Origin of the sequence: Philodulcilactobacillus myokonensis, from assembly GCF_027923585.1 — a bacterium.
Lineage (GTDB): Bacteria > Bacillota > Bacilli > Lactobacillales > Lactobacillaceae > Philodulcilactobacillus > Philodulcilactobacillus myokonensis.
The window spans coordinates 490,425-505,687 of record NZ_BRPL01000002.1; the positions used below are offsets into that span (position 1 = coordinate 490,425).

16 protein-coding genes and 1 riboswitch are annotated in these 15,263 nt (G+C 34.4%); of the genes, 8 read left to right on the forward strand and 8 right to left on the reverse strand.

Going from position 1 to position 15,263, the window contains the following annotated elements; all coding sequences use genetic code 11:
* The first annotated feature begins 12 nt into the window (after nt 1-12).
* The 4 genes from WR164_RS02545 to WR164_RS02560 all read left to right on the forward strand — a co-directional run bounded on the left by WR164_RS02545 (nt 13) and on the right by WR164_RS02560 (nt 4,635).
* Complete coding sequence (locus tag WR164_RS02545; protein ID WP_286136001.1) at nt 13-1,197, forward strand: aminotransferase class I/II-fold pyridoxal phosphate-dependent enzyme; 1,185 nt, start codon at nt 13-15, stop codon at nt 1,195-1,197.
* Nucleotides 1,198-1,214: 17 nt separating this feature from the next.
* Nucleotides 1,215-2,291 (forward strand): aspartate-semialdehyde dehydrogenase, encoded by a 1,077-nt coding sequence (locus WR164_RS02550; protein ID WP_286136002.1) that lies wholly within the window; start codon nt 1,215-1,217, stop codon nt 2,289-2,291.
* Nucleotides 2,292-2,329: 38 nt separating this feature from the next.
* A complete protein-coding gene (gene ppcA, locus WR164_RS02555) occupies nt 2,330-3,832 on the forward strand; it encodes a phosphoenolpyruvate carboxylase (RefSeq protein WP_286136003.1) in 1,503 nt (500 codons plus the stop codon).
* 116 nt (nt 3,833-3,948) lie between these two features.
* Entirely contained in the window at nt 3,949-4,635 is a 687-nt protein-coding gene (locus WR164_RS02560; protein WP_286136005.1) for a hypothetical protein, read from the forward strand.
* Between the two features lie 61 nt (nt 4,636-4,696).
* Here WR164_RS02560 and WR164_RS02565 read toward each other — a convergent pair whose 3' ends face one another.
* A complete protein-coding gene (locus WR164_RS02565; RefSeq protein WP_286136889.1) occupies nt 4,697-5,101 on the reverse strand; it encodes an aggregation-promoting factor C-terminal-like domain-containing protein in 405 nt (134 codons plus the stop codon).
* Between the two features lie 333 nt (nt 5,102-5,434).
* Here WR164_RS02565 and WR164_RS02570 point away from each other — a divergent pair, with 333 nt between their 5' ends.
* Complete coding sequence (locus WR164_RS02570; RefSeq protein WP_286136007.1) at nt 5,435-5,608, forward strand: hypothetical protein; 174 nt, start codon at nt 5,435-5,437, stop codon at nt 5,606-5,608.
* Nucleotides 5,609-5,688: 80 nt separating this feature from the next.
* Here the strand turns inward: WR164_RS02570 and WR164_RS02575 are convergent, their stop codons facing one another.
* A complete protein-coding gene (locus WR164_RS02575) occupies nt 5,689-6,153 on the reverse strand; it encodes a Fur family transcriptional regulator (protein ID WP_286136008.1) in 465 nt (154 codons plus the stop codon).
* Between the two features lie 297 nt (nt 6,154-6,450).
* Between WR164_RS02575 and WR164_RS02580 the strand changes: the two genes are divergently transcribed.
* On the forward strand, nt 6,451-6,906 hold the full coding sequence (locus WR164_RS02580; RefSeq protein ID WP_286136009.1) for a hypothetical protein: 456 nt from the start codon (nt 6,451-6,453) through the stop codon (nt 6,904-6,906).
* Nucleotides 6,907-6,949: 43 nt separating this feature from the next.
* On the opposite strand, the gene WR164_RS02585 is transcribed toward WR164_RS02580, so the two are convergent.
* A complete protein-coding gene (locus tag WR164_RS02585) occupies nt 6,950-7,444 on the reverse strand; it encodes a hypothetical protein (protein ID WP_286136010.1) in 495 nt (164 codons plus the stop codon).
* A gap of 150 nt (nt 7,445-7,594) precedes the next feature.
* On the opposite strand from WR164_RS02585, the gene WR164_RS02590 reads away from it, so the two are divergent.
* Nucleotides 7,595-8,650, forward strand: a complete 1,056-nt coding sequence (locus tag WR164_RS02590) for a lactonase family protein (RefSeq protein ID WP_286136011.1) — start codon at nt 7,595-7,597, stop codon at nt 8,648-8,650.
* Between the two features lie 38 nt (nt 8,651-8,688).
* Here the strand turns inward: WR164_RS02590 and WR164_RS02595 are convergent, their stop codons facing one another.
* The gene (locus WR164_RS02595) at nt 8,689-11,058 is read right to left on the reverse strand and encodes an ATP-dependent DNA helicase (protein WP_286136012.1); all 2,370 of its coding nucleotides are present in this window, start codon (nt 11,056-11,058) and stop codon (nt 8,689-8,691) included.
* 145 nt (nt 11,059-11,203) lie between these two features.
* Here WR164_RS02595 and fakB point away from each other — a divergent pair, with 145 nt between their 5' ends.
* A complete protein-coding gene (gene fakB, locus WR164_RS02600) occupies nt 11,204-12,046 on the forward strand; it encodes a DegV family protein (protein ID WP_286136014.1) in 843 nt (280 codons plus the stop codon).
* On the opposite strand, the gene WR164_RS02605 is transcribed toward fakB, so the two are convergent.
* The 4 genes from WR164_RS02605 to WR164_RS02620 form a co-directional block, all read right to left on the reverse strand.
* Nucleotides 12,037-12,741 (reverse strand): aquaporin, encoded by a 705-nt coding sequence (locus tag WR164_RS02605; protein WP_286136015.1) that lies wholly within the window; start codon nt 12,739-12,741, stop codon nt 12,037-12,039. The genes fakB and WR164_RS02605 overlap by 10 nt on opposite strands.
* Before the next feature lie 129 nt (nt 12,742-12,870).
* On the reverse strand, nt 12,871-13,233 hold the full coding sequence (locus tag WR164_RS02610; protein WP_286136016.1) for a hypothetical protein: 363 nt from the start codon (nt 13,231-13,233) through the stop codon (nt 12,871-12,873).
* Between the two features lie 53 nt (nt 13,234-13,286).
* Nucleotides 13,287-13,655 (reverse strand): hypothetical protein, encoded by a 369-nt coding sequence (locus tag WR164_RS02615; RefSeq protein ID WP_286136017.1) that lies wholly within the window; start codon nt 13,653-13,655, stop codon nt 13,287-13,289.
* Between the two features lie 70 nt (nt 13,656-13,725).
* Complete coding sequence (locus WR164_RS02620; RefSeq protein ID WP_373876893.1) at nt 13,726-15,024, reverse strand: nucleobase:cation symporter-2 family protein; 1,299 nt, start codon at nt 15,022-15,024, stop codon at nt 13,726-13,728.
* Nucleotides 15,025-15,102: 78 nt separating this feature from the next.
* A riboswitch (purine riboswitch) is annotated at nt 15,103-15,201 on the reverse strand.
* Between the last annotated feature and the right edge of the window lie 62 nt (nt 15,202-15,263).

A 15,263-nucleotide genomic window follows, 5' to 3' on the forward strand; every position in this document is an offset into this window, starting at 1 on the left:
AGTGGAATTACAATGCCTGAATTAATACCACAATTGTCAAAACAATATAATCATAAATTAGATTTGGTTCAACCATCCGGAATTAGAGCCTTTGATCAAAGAATTTCAAAGGTGCCTGGAATTGTTAAACTAACGATTGGTGAACCGGATTTAAATACGCCGGATCACGTTAAAGAAGCCGCTATTAATGGAATTAAAAATAACGATACCCACTATTCAGCTCAACCCGGCAAACTTGAACTAAGAAAAGCCATTGCGAACTATCTTCATAAAAGTCAGGGCTTAAATTATGATCCAAACGATGAAATTATCGTTACAATTGGGGCCACCGAAGCAATCTATGCTACTTTTGAAGCAATGATTAACCCTGGTGATAAGGTATTGATTGCCACTCCTGCATTTGCTTTATACCAGCCGATTGTAACTTTACTTGGCGGAATCCCTGTTGATATTGATACTTCTGGAAGTCATTTTAATTTATCTGCTGACCGGTTAGAAAAGGTCATTGAAAAAGAAGGCGATGCTGTTAAAGCCGTCTTGATTAATTACCCAGGAAATCCAACTGGCGCAGAATATTCAAAGGATAGTTTAGAAGCAATCGCAAAGGTAATTAAGAAGCATCATTTATTTGCCATTACCGATGAAATTTACGCTGAATTAGTCTATGGTGTGAAACACTATTCATTAGCACGCTGGATTCCAGATCAAACGATCGTTATTAACGGTTTGTCTAAATCACACGCAATGACTGGCTGGCGAGTTGGTTACGTTGCGGGACCAGCTGAATTTGTTAAAAAAGCAACGAAAGTCCATGCCTTCATGGTGACATCACCGTCTGATCCCGCCCAAGATGCTGCAACAGAAGCATTGACTAATGGTTTAGATGATCCAATTGGGATGCGGAAAATCTACTTCAAGCGTCGTAATTTCATTAATAAAGCAATGAACGACATGGGATTGAAGACAGTTTTGCCACAAGGGGCATTTTACCTCTTTGTTAAAATTCCAGCTTCATATAATAATTCTGAAGCATTTGCATTAGATTTGGCTAGAAAAGCTAAAGTTGGTGTTACACCTGGCAGTGCATTTGGAACTGGTGGCGAAGGCTACATCCGTCTATCATACGCTGCATCTGATCATGATCTTCATTTAGCAGCTGATCGGATGAAAACATTTATGGATCAAATTAATAAATAATTAGGGAGTTTTTGAAAATGAGAAAATATAACGTTGCAATTTTAGGTGCTACTGGTGCCGTTGGAGTTAGAATGGTCGACCAACTTGCAAAGTCAACCATTCCAGTTAAGTCTTTAAAATTGCTAGCTTCTAGTAAATCAGCTGGTAAGAAGATGAAATTTAAGGACCAACAAGTAACCGTTGAAGAAGCAACACCAGATTCATTCAATGGGGTTGACCTAGTCCTTGCTTCGCCTGGTTCTTCCGTTTCAGCTCGTTTGTTGCCAGAAGCTGTTAAACGCGGTGCTGTCTGTGTTGATAACAGTAGTAACTTTAGAATGGATCCCAAGGTTCCGTTGGTAATTCCAGAAGTTAATCCGGAACAGTTAAAGAACCATAAGGGCATCGTTGCGAATCCTAACTGTTCCACCATTCAAATGTTAGTGGCATTGAATCCCATCAGAGAAAAGTTTGGTCTAAAACAAATTATTGTTTCAACTTACCAAGCTGCTGCTGGTGCTGGTCATGCTGCCTTAGAAGAATTTTATCGCCAAGCCCAAGAATATTTAGATGGTAAACCAATGGAACATAACATTTTACCAACCGGTGGGGACAAAAAACACTATCCATTAGCATTTAACCTACTTCCACAAATCGACGTTTTCCAAGAACATGGTTACACCCATGAAGAATGGAAAATGGTTCATGAAACTAAGAAGATCATGTTAAACGACATGAATTCACCGAAGATTAAGGTTAATGCAACATGTGTTCGAGTTCCCGTTCCAGTTGCCCATGGTGAAACGGTCTACTTTGAAACTGATGATCAAAATGTTACCGCTGACCAAATTAAGAAAGCAGTTGACGATGCACCGGGTGCAACATTACAAGATGACCCAGCTCACCAAGTTTACCCACAACCATTGAATGCAGTTGGCAAGCGTGAAACCTTTGTTGGCCGCATTCGACCTGATTTAGAAAATAAGGGCAGCTTTGACATGTGGGTCGTTGCCGATAATCTTTTAAAGGGGGCCGCATGGAATACCGTTGAAAATGCTGAAGAATTAGTTAAACGTGATCTAGTTCACGTTCCAGATGATTATTACAAAGCTTAATTAATTGAATGTTTTTCTAATCTTAGGAGGAAAAGACAATGGATCGTAAAATTCCAAATATCATGGGAACTCAACATCCCGATAATGCGCGGGCTCCATTTTTTCAAAAGAGTCCCTTTGTTTCAGCTTTTAAAGAAATTAACGAAGCGTATCAAAACTTTTCGGTTTTAGATGCCGATGAATACATGTGGGATTGGGAAGGTAAACACGCTGATGCATCAGTTATTAGCCGTCTTTATTCAGAACATTATGATTACTTTAAACAGCATCAATTAGGTCGAGATAAATTCTTAACTTTTCGGTTTCCAAATATTTGGGAAGAAAAGGGCTATAGTCTAATGCAGGCCATGACAACCATGTTATTAGCAGAAGACTTAGCACGTGATCTTCAATTTGATCAAAGGCCACTTTTTGAAGCCATTTTGCCAATGACCAAGTCTGCTGACCAGTTAATTAATATGGAAGATAAATTTTCCGCATTGGCTCATTTTAAAGCTAAGGTATTTAAGAATGGTCATAAGGATTATGATACGATTAAGATGATTCCATTGTTTGAAAGTTTTGAAGCCCAACAAAATGCCCCTAAAACTTTAGAAAAATTTATTGAACTATACCGCAAGCATTTCGGTAAGGATGTTGAATACATGCGAGTATTTCTGGCTGGGTCTGATTCAGCATTGTCCAATGGATTTTTAAACAGTATTATTGGAAATAAATTAGCATTGTCTGGTTTAGCTCAATTTGTTGATAAGACCAGGATTCCGGTTTATCCGATTGCTGGAACTGGTAGTACGATCTTCAGGGGCGGTTTATCACCTGAAATGATTGATCGATACGTCAGGGAATTTCCTGGTTTAAAGACTGCGACAATTCAATCTGCATTTCGATATGATTTTCCAATGTCAACTGTAAAACCAGCGATTGCTAAATTACGTCGGGGGTTACAGAACAGTGAATTCAACGTCATTAGTGGTGAAGATCACGATACATTATTCAACATTGCTAATCGCACTGGAAAAGAATATCATGATACTTTAGATCCATTAATTAATGATCTACAACACGTTTTTAATGTATTTCCAAAGCGTCGTGATCGACACTTACACGTTGGAATTTTAGGCTACTCAAGAAATGTTGATGGTTATAAGATGCCCCGTGCGATTACTTTCTCTGGATCACTTTATTCGGTTGGCGTTCCACCAGAATTTATTGGTTCTGGAAAGGTTCTCCGTGGCTTGAATAAGAAGGAAATGAAGACTTTAAGAAAGTACTATCCTGACATGCGCCATGATTTTGACCATGCTGGTAAATACTTCTCAAGACGGGCTTTAAATATCTTAGAAACTAAGAATCCAGCCTGGAAAGTCGTTGATAAAGAAATTCAGGATCTAGAAGATATTTTAGATGTTAAATTCGGGCCAACAACTGATGATCAAGCTAAACATGCTGAATTAGCTGCTGATCTAGTTAGCATCCATGATAAACAAACTAGAACCGAATTAATTAACCGAATGGGATTATTAAGGCACTTCCTAGGTTAATAATATCCATCCAAAAAACACTCACTTTTAAAAAGTGGGTGTTTTTTTAGTTTGTAATGATTAAATTTAACTTGTAAAATGATTTTGATTTCAAATTAAAGGGGGTGTTTTAAACGATGACATTAACCATTTCTGAAAAACTATTTTTGTTGATTAGTAAGCAAAGTACCAGTTCGAACGTTTATCATTCCAACACACCAATGCTTGAGAGTTACTTAGTCGATTTACTTTATCATGGTGTAATTGGAATTGAGAATGATCAAATCGAAATTCAAAAACAATTGCCAAAATCTTTGGACAATCTGGACGAATTAGACGAATATTTAAAACAACACGTTCAAAATCAAAGAAGGATGAATGCACTGGTTTTTAACGTTATTAAACAGACTAAAATGGCTAAATCAATTTATGAAAAAATTGGTGAAAAATTAGCTACTGATGGAATTGTTGCTGACCAGGGACATCGGGGATGGATTATTAAATACCATAATTTTACGCCTAAACCAACGATAATCAATCAGTTGATCAATCAAATTAAATCCGAAATGATTGATTCTTCTGAAAAATTAAATCACTCAACCTTATTTCTTTCTAAAATGTTGATTGATAGTTCTTACGCGATGAGGTACTTTAACTTTCGACAGATTAAAACAATGAAGCAGCAAATTAAAACTTTTCAGATTAATCATCATGAATATGATGATATTTTTGAATTGATGAAAGTCGTTCAAAATATTAATAAAGCATTTAGAAATTCAAATAGTGCAGCAATTATGGTTGCTTCAACACTTCATTTCCATTAAAAAACTCATTTCATTTTTGAATGAAATGAGTTTTTTTATTTTATATCAATTTAATTTAATCTTAATACCAATGGTGTGCTTGCCAGAAATGTTTGGCATGAATCCAAGTACCATATCGATGGGCAACGTATTTGTTAGCAGTTAATTCTTGATTTTTAGGGGTGAAATTGTGATGTAAGTACCCTAAATCAAGTTGAAATTTACCATAACAATGACCATTTTGAGCATGGTATCGATTAGTGGATTCGTGAAATGAAATCCAACGTCTGGCGGCAACCTGTTTTTTAGATAGTTTACTTTCGGCAAATTTCATCCAGTAGTGACCATCATAAGCACTATGGTGGGTTTTAGTAGTTTTAGCATTAGCGTTGGTTGGGTGAATAGCATTGTTGGCACCAACAACGGTTGTAAATAAACTCATGGTACTGACTAAAATTAAGAAAGATTTTTTAAGATTGGTTTTCACTGATTTCAACTTGTAATGCACTCCTTGAAATTTAATAACTTTTGTTTTTAATTTATTATATTTAACATTTAACTTCGTTCGATTAACTTATGGTTAATACTATATACCGTGAATGTCACAGCGCGATTATCATAACTTTACAGTTTGATTATGAAATGTTACAAATAACATATTAAAATTCTAGATGCTGATTTAAAGGCATTCATACTTTCAATGAACTCATTAATCAATTGCTATTAATGTGAAAAATGTTAAAATAATTGTATTCAAGTTGAAGAAGAGTGATTAAAAATGTTTATTTTACTATTATTGTTATTTTTCGGATTAATATTCATGGTTAAATTGACTTTTAAAATTATGTTTTGGTTATTCGCCATTGCGATTATGTTAATTTTAATTCACGTTTTAATCGGTGGGGCAGTTTTATTTGGCACCATTTTGCTGATTAATTATTTACCGATTATCTTTGGCGGCCGGATGACACTGTTTAGGAGTTTCTTTAGCTGATTGTTAAAATTAACCATAATAAAAGGGTTCATTTCATGTAAATCATGAAATGAACCTTTTTTTATTCCGTTTTGATTTAATTATTTACTTCGTTGCTTATTTAACTTCTTTTGACACTGTGGACATAAACCATAAACTTCAATTTTACTATGTGATAGTAAATAGCCAGTTTGGTCAGCGGCTTCATCTTTTAAGTGTTGACTGATTTTCATATAATCGTCACTTGAGACATCGGTAATTCGTCCACAATTTTCACAAATGGCATGAAAATGAGGTTGACCAAAGAAGTCGTACCTGATTCCACCACCTTGATTAGGTAATTCAATTATAATTCCGATCTTTTCGAATAGTTCGAGCGTATTATAAATGGTTGCCATACTTAGGTTAGAAAATTGTTTTTCTAAAGAATCATAGATAGTTTCAACAGACGGATGGTTATGATGCTCAATTAAATATTTCAAAATAATTTGACGTTGTGGAGTAATTCGAACGTTGTGCTTTTTTAAACTTTGAATCCCAATTTCATATTTTTTTTGGTTATCCATATCAATACCTCCTTGTTTTTAATCTGTATTTTTTAATAATCATTATTAAATAGTATATATTATTATTATCATATATCTTATTGAAATAATTTTCAATTTTTTTCAATGTTTTAAGAATGTAATATTGTTAAATAACTGAAATAAATATTAAACAAAACGCAAAAAACAAAAGACAAACGCCATTATAACAGAACTGGTGCGGAGTTGATAGCTATTTTTTAAATTGCATTTATTTTTAAATTTAATAAAATAAAAGTAATGATGTTAGTAGTCAACCAATAAGCAAAGGAGAATTATGTGTTAAAAAAATCTAAAACCTTATATTTTTTAATCATATTAGTTGCTGTTTTGGCAATTATCATTCCATTTAAGATCAGTAACGCCAACGCAAAAGTTGATTCAATTCCTAATCATTTTCAAGGAACATGGGTTTCACAAATGAAGTCTAAAGTTAATTACTTGGGAAGTAAGGAATATATCTGGGATGGCATTAAATTAAAATTAAATTCTAACCATGCTCAAATTGCAACTCAAGACATGGAAAGCAAGGGCAATTATAATTTAAATAATCAGTTGAATTTTACTTCTGTAAAGTCACAATCCGATGGCTTTTATCAGTGTATTGATAAAAATGGAAATGTTGTCTATTTAAAACATTTTACAATTAACCGGAATGGTCACTCTAAAGATGCAATTTATTATACTAATCAAAGCAATAAAAAAGACGGTAAATTATTATACCGTCAAGGTTAAAATATTAAAAATGATCTGGGAATATCAATTTAATTTGATGTTCTTATTTTTTATCGTTTCGATTAATAATATAAATCATTCTAGTGGTAACGCTAGTGATCGTGATTTTGTATTGATCATCTAACCAGTGATACAAACTTTCATTATCAGCATTATTAATTATTTTAATTTTATCAACTTTAATTTGATCACTGAATAATAAAGTTACCATTCTTTGAACGATTTCAATTAATGCCTCTGAGTCAGCAAGTTTTTCAACGCAATCAATGTTCATGGTTGCTTGATGATTCTTAAAATCAATTCGGATCATTCCAAGAAAATGATCCGTTTTTTTATCGCCAATCCCAAAAATTAACTTTTGATTTTGCATAATTGATTTCATCGATTGATTAATATAGTTTGCAACGCCATCGGGGGTAACGGTGGGGAAAATAGTTCTTAAAAATCTTAAAACGTCTTTAATTTGAAATTGATTGATCCAATCTAATTTATAATGATTGGTGAAAAAGGGATGTAAGCTGCTAAAATTGGCTTTCATGATTTGAATTCAACTCGATTAATTAGGATAACTCTATTCTATGGGTATTTAATATATTTTTCAATGAAATATGGGTTTTCCATTATTGTTAATAAAATAATTGTGTCATAATAATAGTGTGAAATAAATTAAATGAAAAGAGTGATTAAAATGTCTGAAAAATTTTTAATTGGAACTTATACCCATAGTAAAAGTGAAGGAATCTACGAATTAGAACTTAATTCGGAAAGTAAAAAATTAGAAAATTTAAAATTAGTTGCTAAAGCCGGAAACCCAACATACGTTGCATTATCTAAAAAGAACCGCATTTATTCAGTTGATAAAGTCTTTAATGCTGGCGGTCAAAAGGGTAATGTTAAAGGTGGTGTATTAGCACTTGATTTCAATGCTAAGCCTGCTAAGCCAATTAATTCAATCATTAAAGAAAACACTAATCCAGCTTATATTACCGTTGATGAAAAACGTCAATTTGTATATACTGCTAATTACCATACTGGGCAAGTCCGCGTTTATCAGATTGAAAACAATGGTTCACTAAAATACTTAGATGAAGTGGTTCACCAAGGCTCTGTCGGCCCGCGTCCAGAACAACAGGATGGTGCTCATCCACACTTTGCTGACTTAACACCTGATGGCCGCTTAGTGGTTGTTGATTTAGGTCAAGATCGGGTTTACCTATATGATATTTCAGACAATGGTCAATTATCAGAAGTTAGTCACTTACAAATGCCCGCTGGATACGGTCCAAGACACATTGTTTTCGATGCTAAAAAACACGTTGCATACTTAGCTGGCGAATTAAGCAGTAACGTTGCTTCATTAAAATACGATGCTTCAAACGGTCAATTTAGCATTCAACAAATTGTAAAGACCATTCCAAAAGAATGGGAATCACATAATGGTGCGGCTGCAATCCGATTATCAGCCGATGGCAAGTTTGTTTATGTTTCCAACCGTGGTAATAATAGCCTTGCTGTTTTTGAAACATCATCAGATGGTCACTTAAAATTAATTCAATACGTTTCAACTGATGGTGATTTTCCACGTGATTTTAATTTTGCAGATCATGAAAAATTCATCATTACTTTGAACCAGAATACTAACAACGCAACTTTGTACGAACGAAATCAATCGACAGGTAAATTAACAATCGTTCAACGTGATTTCTATGTTCCAGAAGGAGTTTGTGTTTATCCAGAAGACTAATCAATTCATTTGATAAGAAGAAAACGGTAAATGAAATCTCATTTACCGTTTTTATTTTGCCAAAATTTTTTAATTTGATTGGATAGTTTTTGGGGTGTATTAGCAATTTTTAATGGTAGCCAGTTGTTCGGATATGATTGAGTGTACCGTAATTGAGTGAAGCGTGAATCAATTAAAACGATGACTCCTTTATCACTAGCACTCCTGATCAATCTACCGGCTGCCTGTAAAACATGGTTTAATCCAGGTAATTGGTATGCAAATTCAAATCCATGGTGATTTTCACAATTAAAATAATTCATGACCATGTCTGATTCAGGATTCATTTTAGGCAGACCAACGCTGACAATTCCGATTCCAATTAGGGTATTGCCCTTGAAATCGATTCCTTCTGAGAAAATACCACCCATAAGAGCAAAACCAACCATTGAATGATTACAATTAGTTTTAAAACGGTGAATGAATTTTGCTCGATCGTGTTCATCCATCGTTTGTTTTTGGGTTATGGTTGTAATGGTTGGATAATCGCAATGAAATTGTTGAAAAACCGCGCCTAGATAACGATTAGATGGGAAGAAAATTAGGTAATGACCAGCTTTTGCTTGGACCATTCGATGAATTGCATCGACAATTAATGGGATGCTGGCTGGCCTTCTTTTAAAAGTGGTCGTAATATAAGGCGTTATCGTTGTTAGTTGATTTTGTGCGGGGAATGGCGAAGTGATTCGGTATGCTAAACTGCTTTTTTCATTGCCTAGGACCCTTTGATAATAGTTCATCGGTGATAGGGTGGCAGAAAATAGCACGGCACCTCCGCCTAGATTCAGTGAATCAGATAGGTGGGAACTTGGATCCATGCAAAATTGCCTAAAAATAATATTATGTCCATGTTTAATAACCCTAGTTCGATAGGTATGATCGTAAAAATCACTAATTTTAATGTAACTAGTGCATTGAAAGTAGTAATTAGTAACTTGATCTAAAACACTATCATTTCTTTGATTCGGCAACCATTTATGAATTGCTGCATTTAATTTGATAATTGTTTTGTCGAAGTCAATTAATGGACCCTTAACATGAATTGCACTTGCTTCCTTATGATCTTCGAATAGTTCATCCGCCGTATTTTGGAATGCTTTTTTTAAATTTCTTAACGGTGTCAAAATTTTACCATTACGTCGTCGGTTATTGCGGGTGATTTTTATTAAATGTGTTAGCGGCTTAAGGCTTAGCGTTGCCGAATACATTTCACGCGAACGATCAACTAAATTATGGGCTTCATCAACTAAGAAGCAATTTTTCTTATTCTGGGTTGCAAAAAAACGCTTTAAATTAACCTGCGGATCGAATAAATAATTGTAATCACAGATAATGACATCACAAAATGAGCTTAAATCCAATGAAAATTCAAATGGATCAAGCTGGTATTTTTTAGCATATTGAAGCACGATTTCTTTAGTAATTTGATTTTGGTGTTTTAAAACATCTTTGATTGCTGGCTTTAATCGATCGTAATAGCCAAGCATGTACGGATTCTTTTCTGGCGGTTCATTCCGTTCACTTGTAAATTGAATTTTTTCCTTTGCAGTTAACGTGATACTTTTGATAAATAAATGATGTTTAACCATTAAATTAATTGCTGCTTCAGCAACATTTCGGGTACTTTGCTTCGCCGTTAAATAAAAAATGCGCTGCAAGTTGTGTTCACCCATTGCTTTGATTCCGGGAAAGAGGGTGGAAATTGTTTTGCCGGTTCCAGTTGGCGCTTCAGTAAATAAATGTTTATGAAAAACGATTGTTTTGTAGACAACGGCAGCTAATTTCCGTTGGCCGGGCCTAAAACGTTTAAATGGAAAGGATAACTTCTTTGCGGTTTGATTCCTTTTTCTGACAATGTCAGCCCTTAATTTTAACCACTCCTCATACTCATGAATCAAGTCATGAAAAAAATGATCAGCTTCATTCTTTTTAATAACATGATCTTGATGGGTAATATGATTATCTGGAGTTTGAACGTATGTTAATCTTAATTTGATTTGTTTGATTTTAGAATTTTGATTAAACATGAGGTAGGCATAGGTTTTTACTTGTCCCCAGTATAAATTTAAAATGCTGTTAGGAAGATTTGAAAATTCTGTATCGGATGTTTTAATTTCTTCTATTAGTGGGGTCTTGAGATGCAGATTAACAACATCGGCTCTTCCATGAATTAAATAATCAATGTGATTAATTTGCACATGCTTAGATAGATAGTATTCAGATTGAAAGTTAACGCCCCTTTGCTTTTGAATCCGACGGTGGATCCTAGCACCTTGCTGGGGTGTATTTTGACTATTTAACGCTGGGTTCAAATCGCCACTGCGTAATGTAAATTCAATTAAATCTCTAACGCCAATTCGATTCGACAAAAATAAGCGCTCCTTAGTTACAGTTAATTTGATGTGTCATTAGTAAAACGTGATGTTAATGGAATTATTATTAATTCTACTGGTAATTTAGTTCGGTTTCAATTTAAAATGGAGATAACCAAATGAAGTGAAAGGGGATATTTCATTGATTCAAATCGTTACCGATTCATCCGCATTAATTACTAAAGAAGAACAAAATAAATTACCAATTACAGTGGTTCCCCTAAGTGTTACCATCAACCAACATACTTATCATGATTCAATCGATATTGATGGTAAGGGGTTAACTAAAACAATTGCCGAAAATCCAAAGGATCCATTTCCAATTACCAGTCAGCCGTCAATTGGTGCTTTCGTTGAAACTTACAACCGTTTAACTAAAAATGGTGATTCCGTATTATCAATTAACATGACCGATTTACTAAGCGGAACGGTTCATTCAGCTGAACAAGCAGCTAAGATTGCCGATGGAAATGTCCAGGTTATTAATACTAAGTATATCGACCAAAGCTTAGGCCATATTGTTTTAGAAGTTGCCAAAAAGGCTCAAAAGGGCAGTTCAATGAAAGAACTAGTCCAATTGACCCATGATCTAATGCAAAAAAGTGTTTTATTTATTGGTGCAAGTACTTTAGATAATTTAGTTAGGGGCGGTCGGATTAACCGTGCCGTTGGATTGATTTCTAAGTTAATGAATCTACACGTTATTTTTAGATTGAAACCAGATGAATTGAAACTGGAAATGAAAGGCCGTGGTAAAAAGACCTTTCAACGTTGGTTTGACCGTAAATTTAAATCGGAAGTCAATGGTTATCATTTTAATTTTCTAGGAATTAGTTATACTGGTTCGGATCAATTTCCAAATGAATTAAAGGAACAACTTCATAATATGTATCCAGAAGCTGAAATTAAAGTCCTCTATACCTCAGCAATCGTAGCTAATCACGTTGGTCCCAATGCATTCGCCATTATGGGATGTTATAAATGAAGATATTTCATAATTGCTTTAAAAATTAAGGCAACTATTCCAGCTGAAATCGGAGCCAGGAGTGGAATTTTAGCGTAACTCCATTCTGAAACTGATTTATCGAACATGTGTGAAAAGAATGTTCTTGGAATTAAGTCACGAGTTGGGTTTAATGCTGCTCCAGTAATGGGTGCAATAACGGTGATTAAAATTGTCATTAAAACTGATGACCAGATGGTTTTAATCCACCATGCAATGCTAATATCATTCATGATTTGAGCGTTAACAATGATTGCTAGGGTTCCAAAAAATTCCCATAAGAAGTTTTCAAGATTCTTATTTGGGTCCCGCGGAACGGTCGCAAAAAAGTTTAAGTTAATTGGCAAAGTGTATAAGTATTTAGACCAAATGTATTCAACCGTTTTTGATGCTAACCAGGCACCGATGATTTGCGTTACGGTTTCGCCAATCATGACTGGCCATGTGATTTGGTGGCCAGCTGCCTGGGTAAATGAAAAGACCGGGTTAAAATTGGCTGTTCCCCAAAGGCCAGTACTAATGAGTGAGGCAATTAAAATGCTAATCCCCCAATATAGACCGGTAATATAACGATTTTGAAGCCGGGGGTATAAGAGGTAGTTAATAATTAAACTGATGCCAAGCCCTAATGCTAACATTAGGTATGTTCCAATAAATTCGCCGATAATCATCTTCATATCGTTATGCCCCTTTTGGTTTTTAAATTAAAAAGAACCATTGCTGATCCTTGGATTAATTATAGTATAATTTTAATGATAATAAAAAAGGTTACTTAATATTTATATATATTAAGTAACCTTTTTATATTATGCAAGTTCCCATTTATCAAATTCTTTAGGATGATTTCCCAGATATTCAATTGCTTCTTTAGCTAATGCTTCGGCTTTTTGATGAATTTGTTCCGGTGTTAAATCATTTCTTAGGTTATTAACATACATATCATTAATGTATCCTTCACCAATTTTAAAGAACTTTTCGGTCCTCCCAAAACCCTTGTCTTTAAATAAACGATCTAAACCCTTTAAATCATTTTTAGCGGCGCTATAAATGGTTTCGGATAGTTTACTTTCAGAATGATTTAATTTTTGATCACCATATTGCATAATAAAATCGCCCATATCAACGATAATATTATGATGTTGTTGTTTTAAATATTTTTTATTTGACATTTTTTCACCTCATAATTAATTTTAATTCAAATTGACGTTGATTGCCAACGTAATTAATGGAGTGAAGAGCGGTAATTGCTACCATGGGATAGTTTAATGTGATTACGTTTAAATCGCTGGTGGGCACCATTGGGTTCAAATTTAAAGTGCCGCATTTGACCATTAAAATTTTTTCCGCTTAATTTAATTTTAGTCCATTGTTGCATCACATGAACCATGCTGTTAGCTTCAGCAACTCGCTTTGGATTACTTTCCCTCCTGGCAGTATCCTTAATATTACCAGCAACCTGTTGGGTTAATTTATTATGATAGGCAAGTAGGTCCTTGGTCAATTTGGCATTTCGATACTTATTGAATAATTTTTCAATAAAACGCATTGCATCCTTTGAATCCTTGGGTTGATAATAACGATTTGATGACATTAAATCCCTTCTTCCATAGACATTAATATAACATTAATGTCTGCACTCGTGAAATATTATATCTAATTGATTAATTATTTTTTTGTGGGCGCCAGTTAAATAGAACGTTTAAGATTACAGCGGATACGCTTCCAATCACAACTCCATTATTTAAAATGATTTGAGCTTCCTGTGGAAGTGAATTGAAAATTTGCGGATAAGTACTGATACCAATTCCTAAACCAACGGATACTGCAACAATTAATAAATTATTATTACTATTGAAATTAACTTTTTGAAGCATTCGAATTCCTTGAACACCAACCATTCCGAACATGACCACCATTGCACCACCTAAAACTGAATCGGGGACAACAGTTGCAAATGCAGCGGCTTTAGGAAGTAGCCCTAAAAGAATTAAGAATAGTGCTGAATAATAAATAGGTCGTCTAGTTTTAATTCCTGATAATTGAACCACACCAACATTTTCCGAAAAAGTTGAATATGGGAAGGTATTGAAAATTCCACCTAAAATTGCTGCAATTCCTTCAGAACGATAACCACGCCCTAAATCATTACTAGTAATCTTTCTGTTAGTCATATCACCCAATGCAAAGAAAACACCGGTTGATTCTACCATGGTTGTTAATGAAACTAGAATCATGGTGATAATTGATGACCATTCAAAATGAGGCGTACTCATAAAGAATGGGGTTGGAAATCTAAACCAGCTTGCCTGACCAACTGCTGATAATGAAATTTGACCCATTAGACCAGCAATAATGGTCCCACAGACCATGCCAATTAAAACTGAAATGGATTTGAAAAAACCGCGGCCAAAAATATTAATTAAAATGATAATTCCCATGGTTGAAAAACCAATGATTAAATTGCTACCGCTGGCAAAGTTTTTAGCAGTGGCATCACCACCGCCTAAATCTTGAATGGCGACTGGGACGAGTGAAAAACCGATAATCATAATTAACGATCCGGTTACTACCGGCGGAAATAATTTTCTAATTTTAGAAAACAATCCTGAAATTAAAAAGACAAAGATCCCGGCACCAATGATGGCACCATACATGGTTCCAATTCCCATCGTTGATCCGATTGATTTCAATGGAGCCACAACTTGAACGGCACAACCTAAGACAACCGGAAGGCCAATTCCAGTTAACGGGGTTCTTTTTAATTGAAGCAGTGTTGCAATTCCACACATAAAAATATCGGTAGAAATTAAAAGCGTCATGGTGGCGGCACTAAAATGTAACGCGGCACCAATTAAAATTGGGACAATGATATCTCCAGAATACATGGTTAAAAGATGTTGAAATCCTAAAATCATGGCTTTAGGATGTGATACCTGTTGTAAATTCTGTTCATCCTGCAAAATGAAATTCCTCCTTAAATAAAGACAATTAATTCACACCTAAAACAAAAAAACTCCTTTTGCATCCGCAAAAAGAGTAAATAAGCAATAAAAGCTTATAGTTCCAAACTTTACGGGTTTGGGTAGATACTGCCAACCATATTTTGACATTATATAGGCGAACTTTTTAATATGTTTTAAGTAAATTTTATCATTTTTAATTTTAAAAAACAATGTATGGATGACTAAATCACGTTATA

Excerpts from the sequence above, each read along its gene's own strand:
- WR164_RS02550 (WP_286136002.1), top strand. The coding sequence starts at position 1,215 with ATGAGAAAATATAACGTTGCAATTTTAGGTGCTACTGGTGCCGTTGGA.
- WR164_RS02610 (WP_286136016.1), bottom strand. The coding sequence starts at position 13,233 with ATGTCAAATAAAAAATATTTAAAACAACAACATCATAATATTATCGTT.
- WR164_RS02545 (WP_286136001.1), top strand. The coding sequence starts at position 13 with ATGCCTGAATTAATACCACAATTGTCAAAACAATATAATCATAAATTA.
- ppcA (WP_286136003.1), top strand. The coding sequence starts at position 2,330 with ATGGATCGTAAAATTCCAAATATCATGGGAACTCAACATCCCGATAAT.
- WR164_RS02585 (WP_286136010.1), bottom strand. The coding sequence starts at position 7,444 with ATGAAAGCCAATTTTAGCAGCTTACATCCCTTTTTCACCAATCATTAT.
- WR164_RS02560 (WP_286136005.1), top strand. The coding sequence starts at position 3,949 with ATGACATTAACCATTTCTGAAAAACTATTTTTGTTGATTAGTAAGCAA.
- WR164_RS02575 (WP_286136008.1), bottom strand. The coding sequence starts at position 6,153 with ATGGATAACCAAAAAAAATATGAAATTGGGATTCAAAGTTTAAAAAAG.
- WR164_RS02615 (WP_286136017.1), bottom strand. The coding sequence starts at position 13,655 with ATGTCATCAAATCGTTATTATCAACCCAAGGATTCAAAGGATGCAATG.
- WR164_RS02590 (WP_286136011.1), top strand. The coding sequence starts at position 7,595 with ATGTCTGAAAAATTTTTAATTGGAACTTATACCCATAGTAAAAGTGAA.
- WR164_RS02605 (WP_286136015.1), bottom strand. The coding sequence starts at position 12,741 with ATGAAGATGATTATCGGCGAATTTATTGGAACATACCTAATGTTAGCA.
- WR164_RS02570 (WP_286136007.1), top strand. The coding sequence starts at position 5,435 with ATGGTTAAATTGACTTTTAAAATTATGTTTTGGTTATTCGCCATTGCG.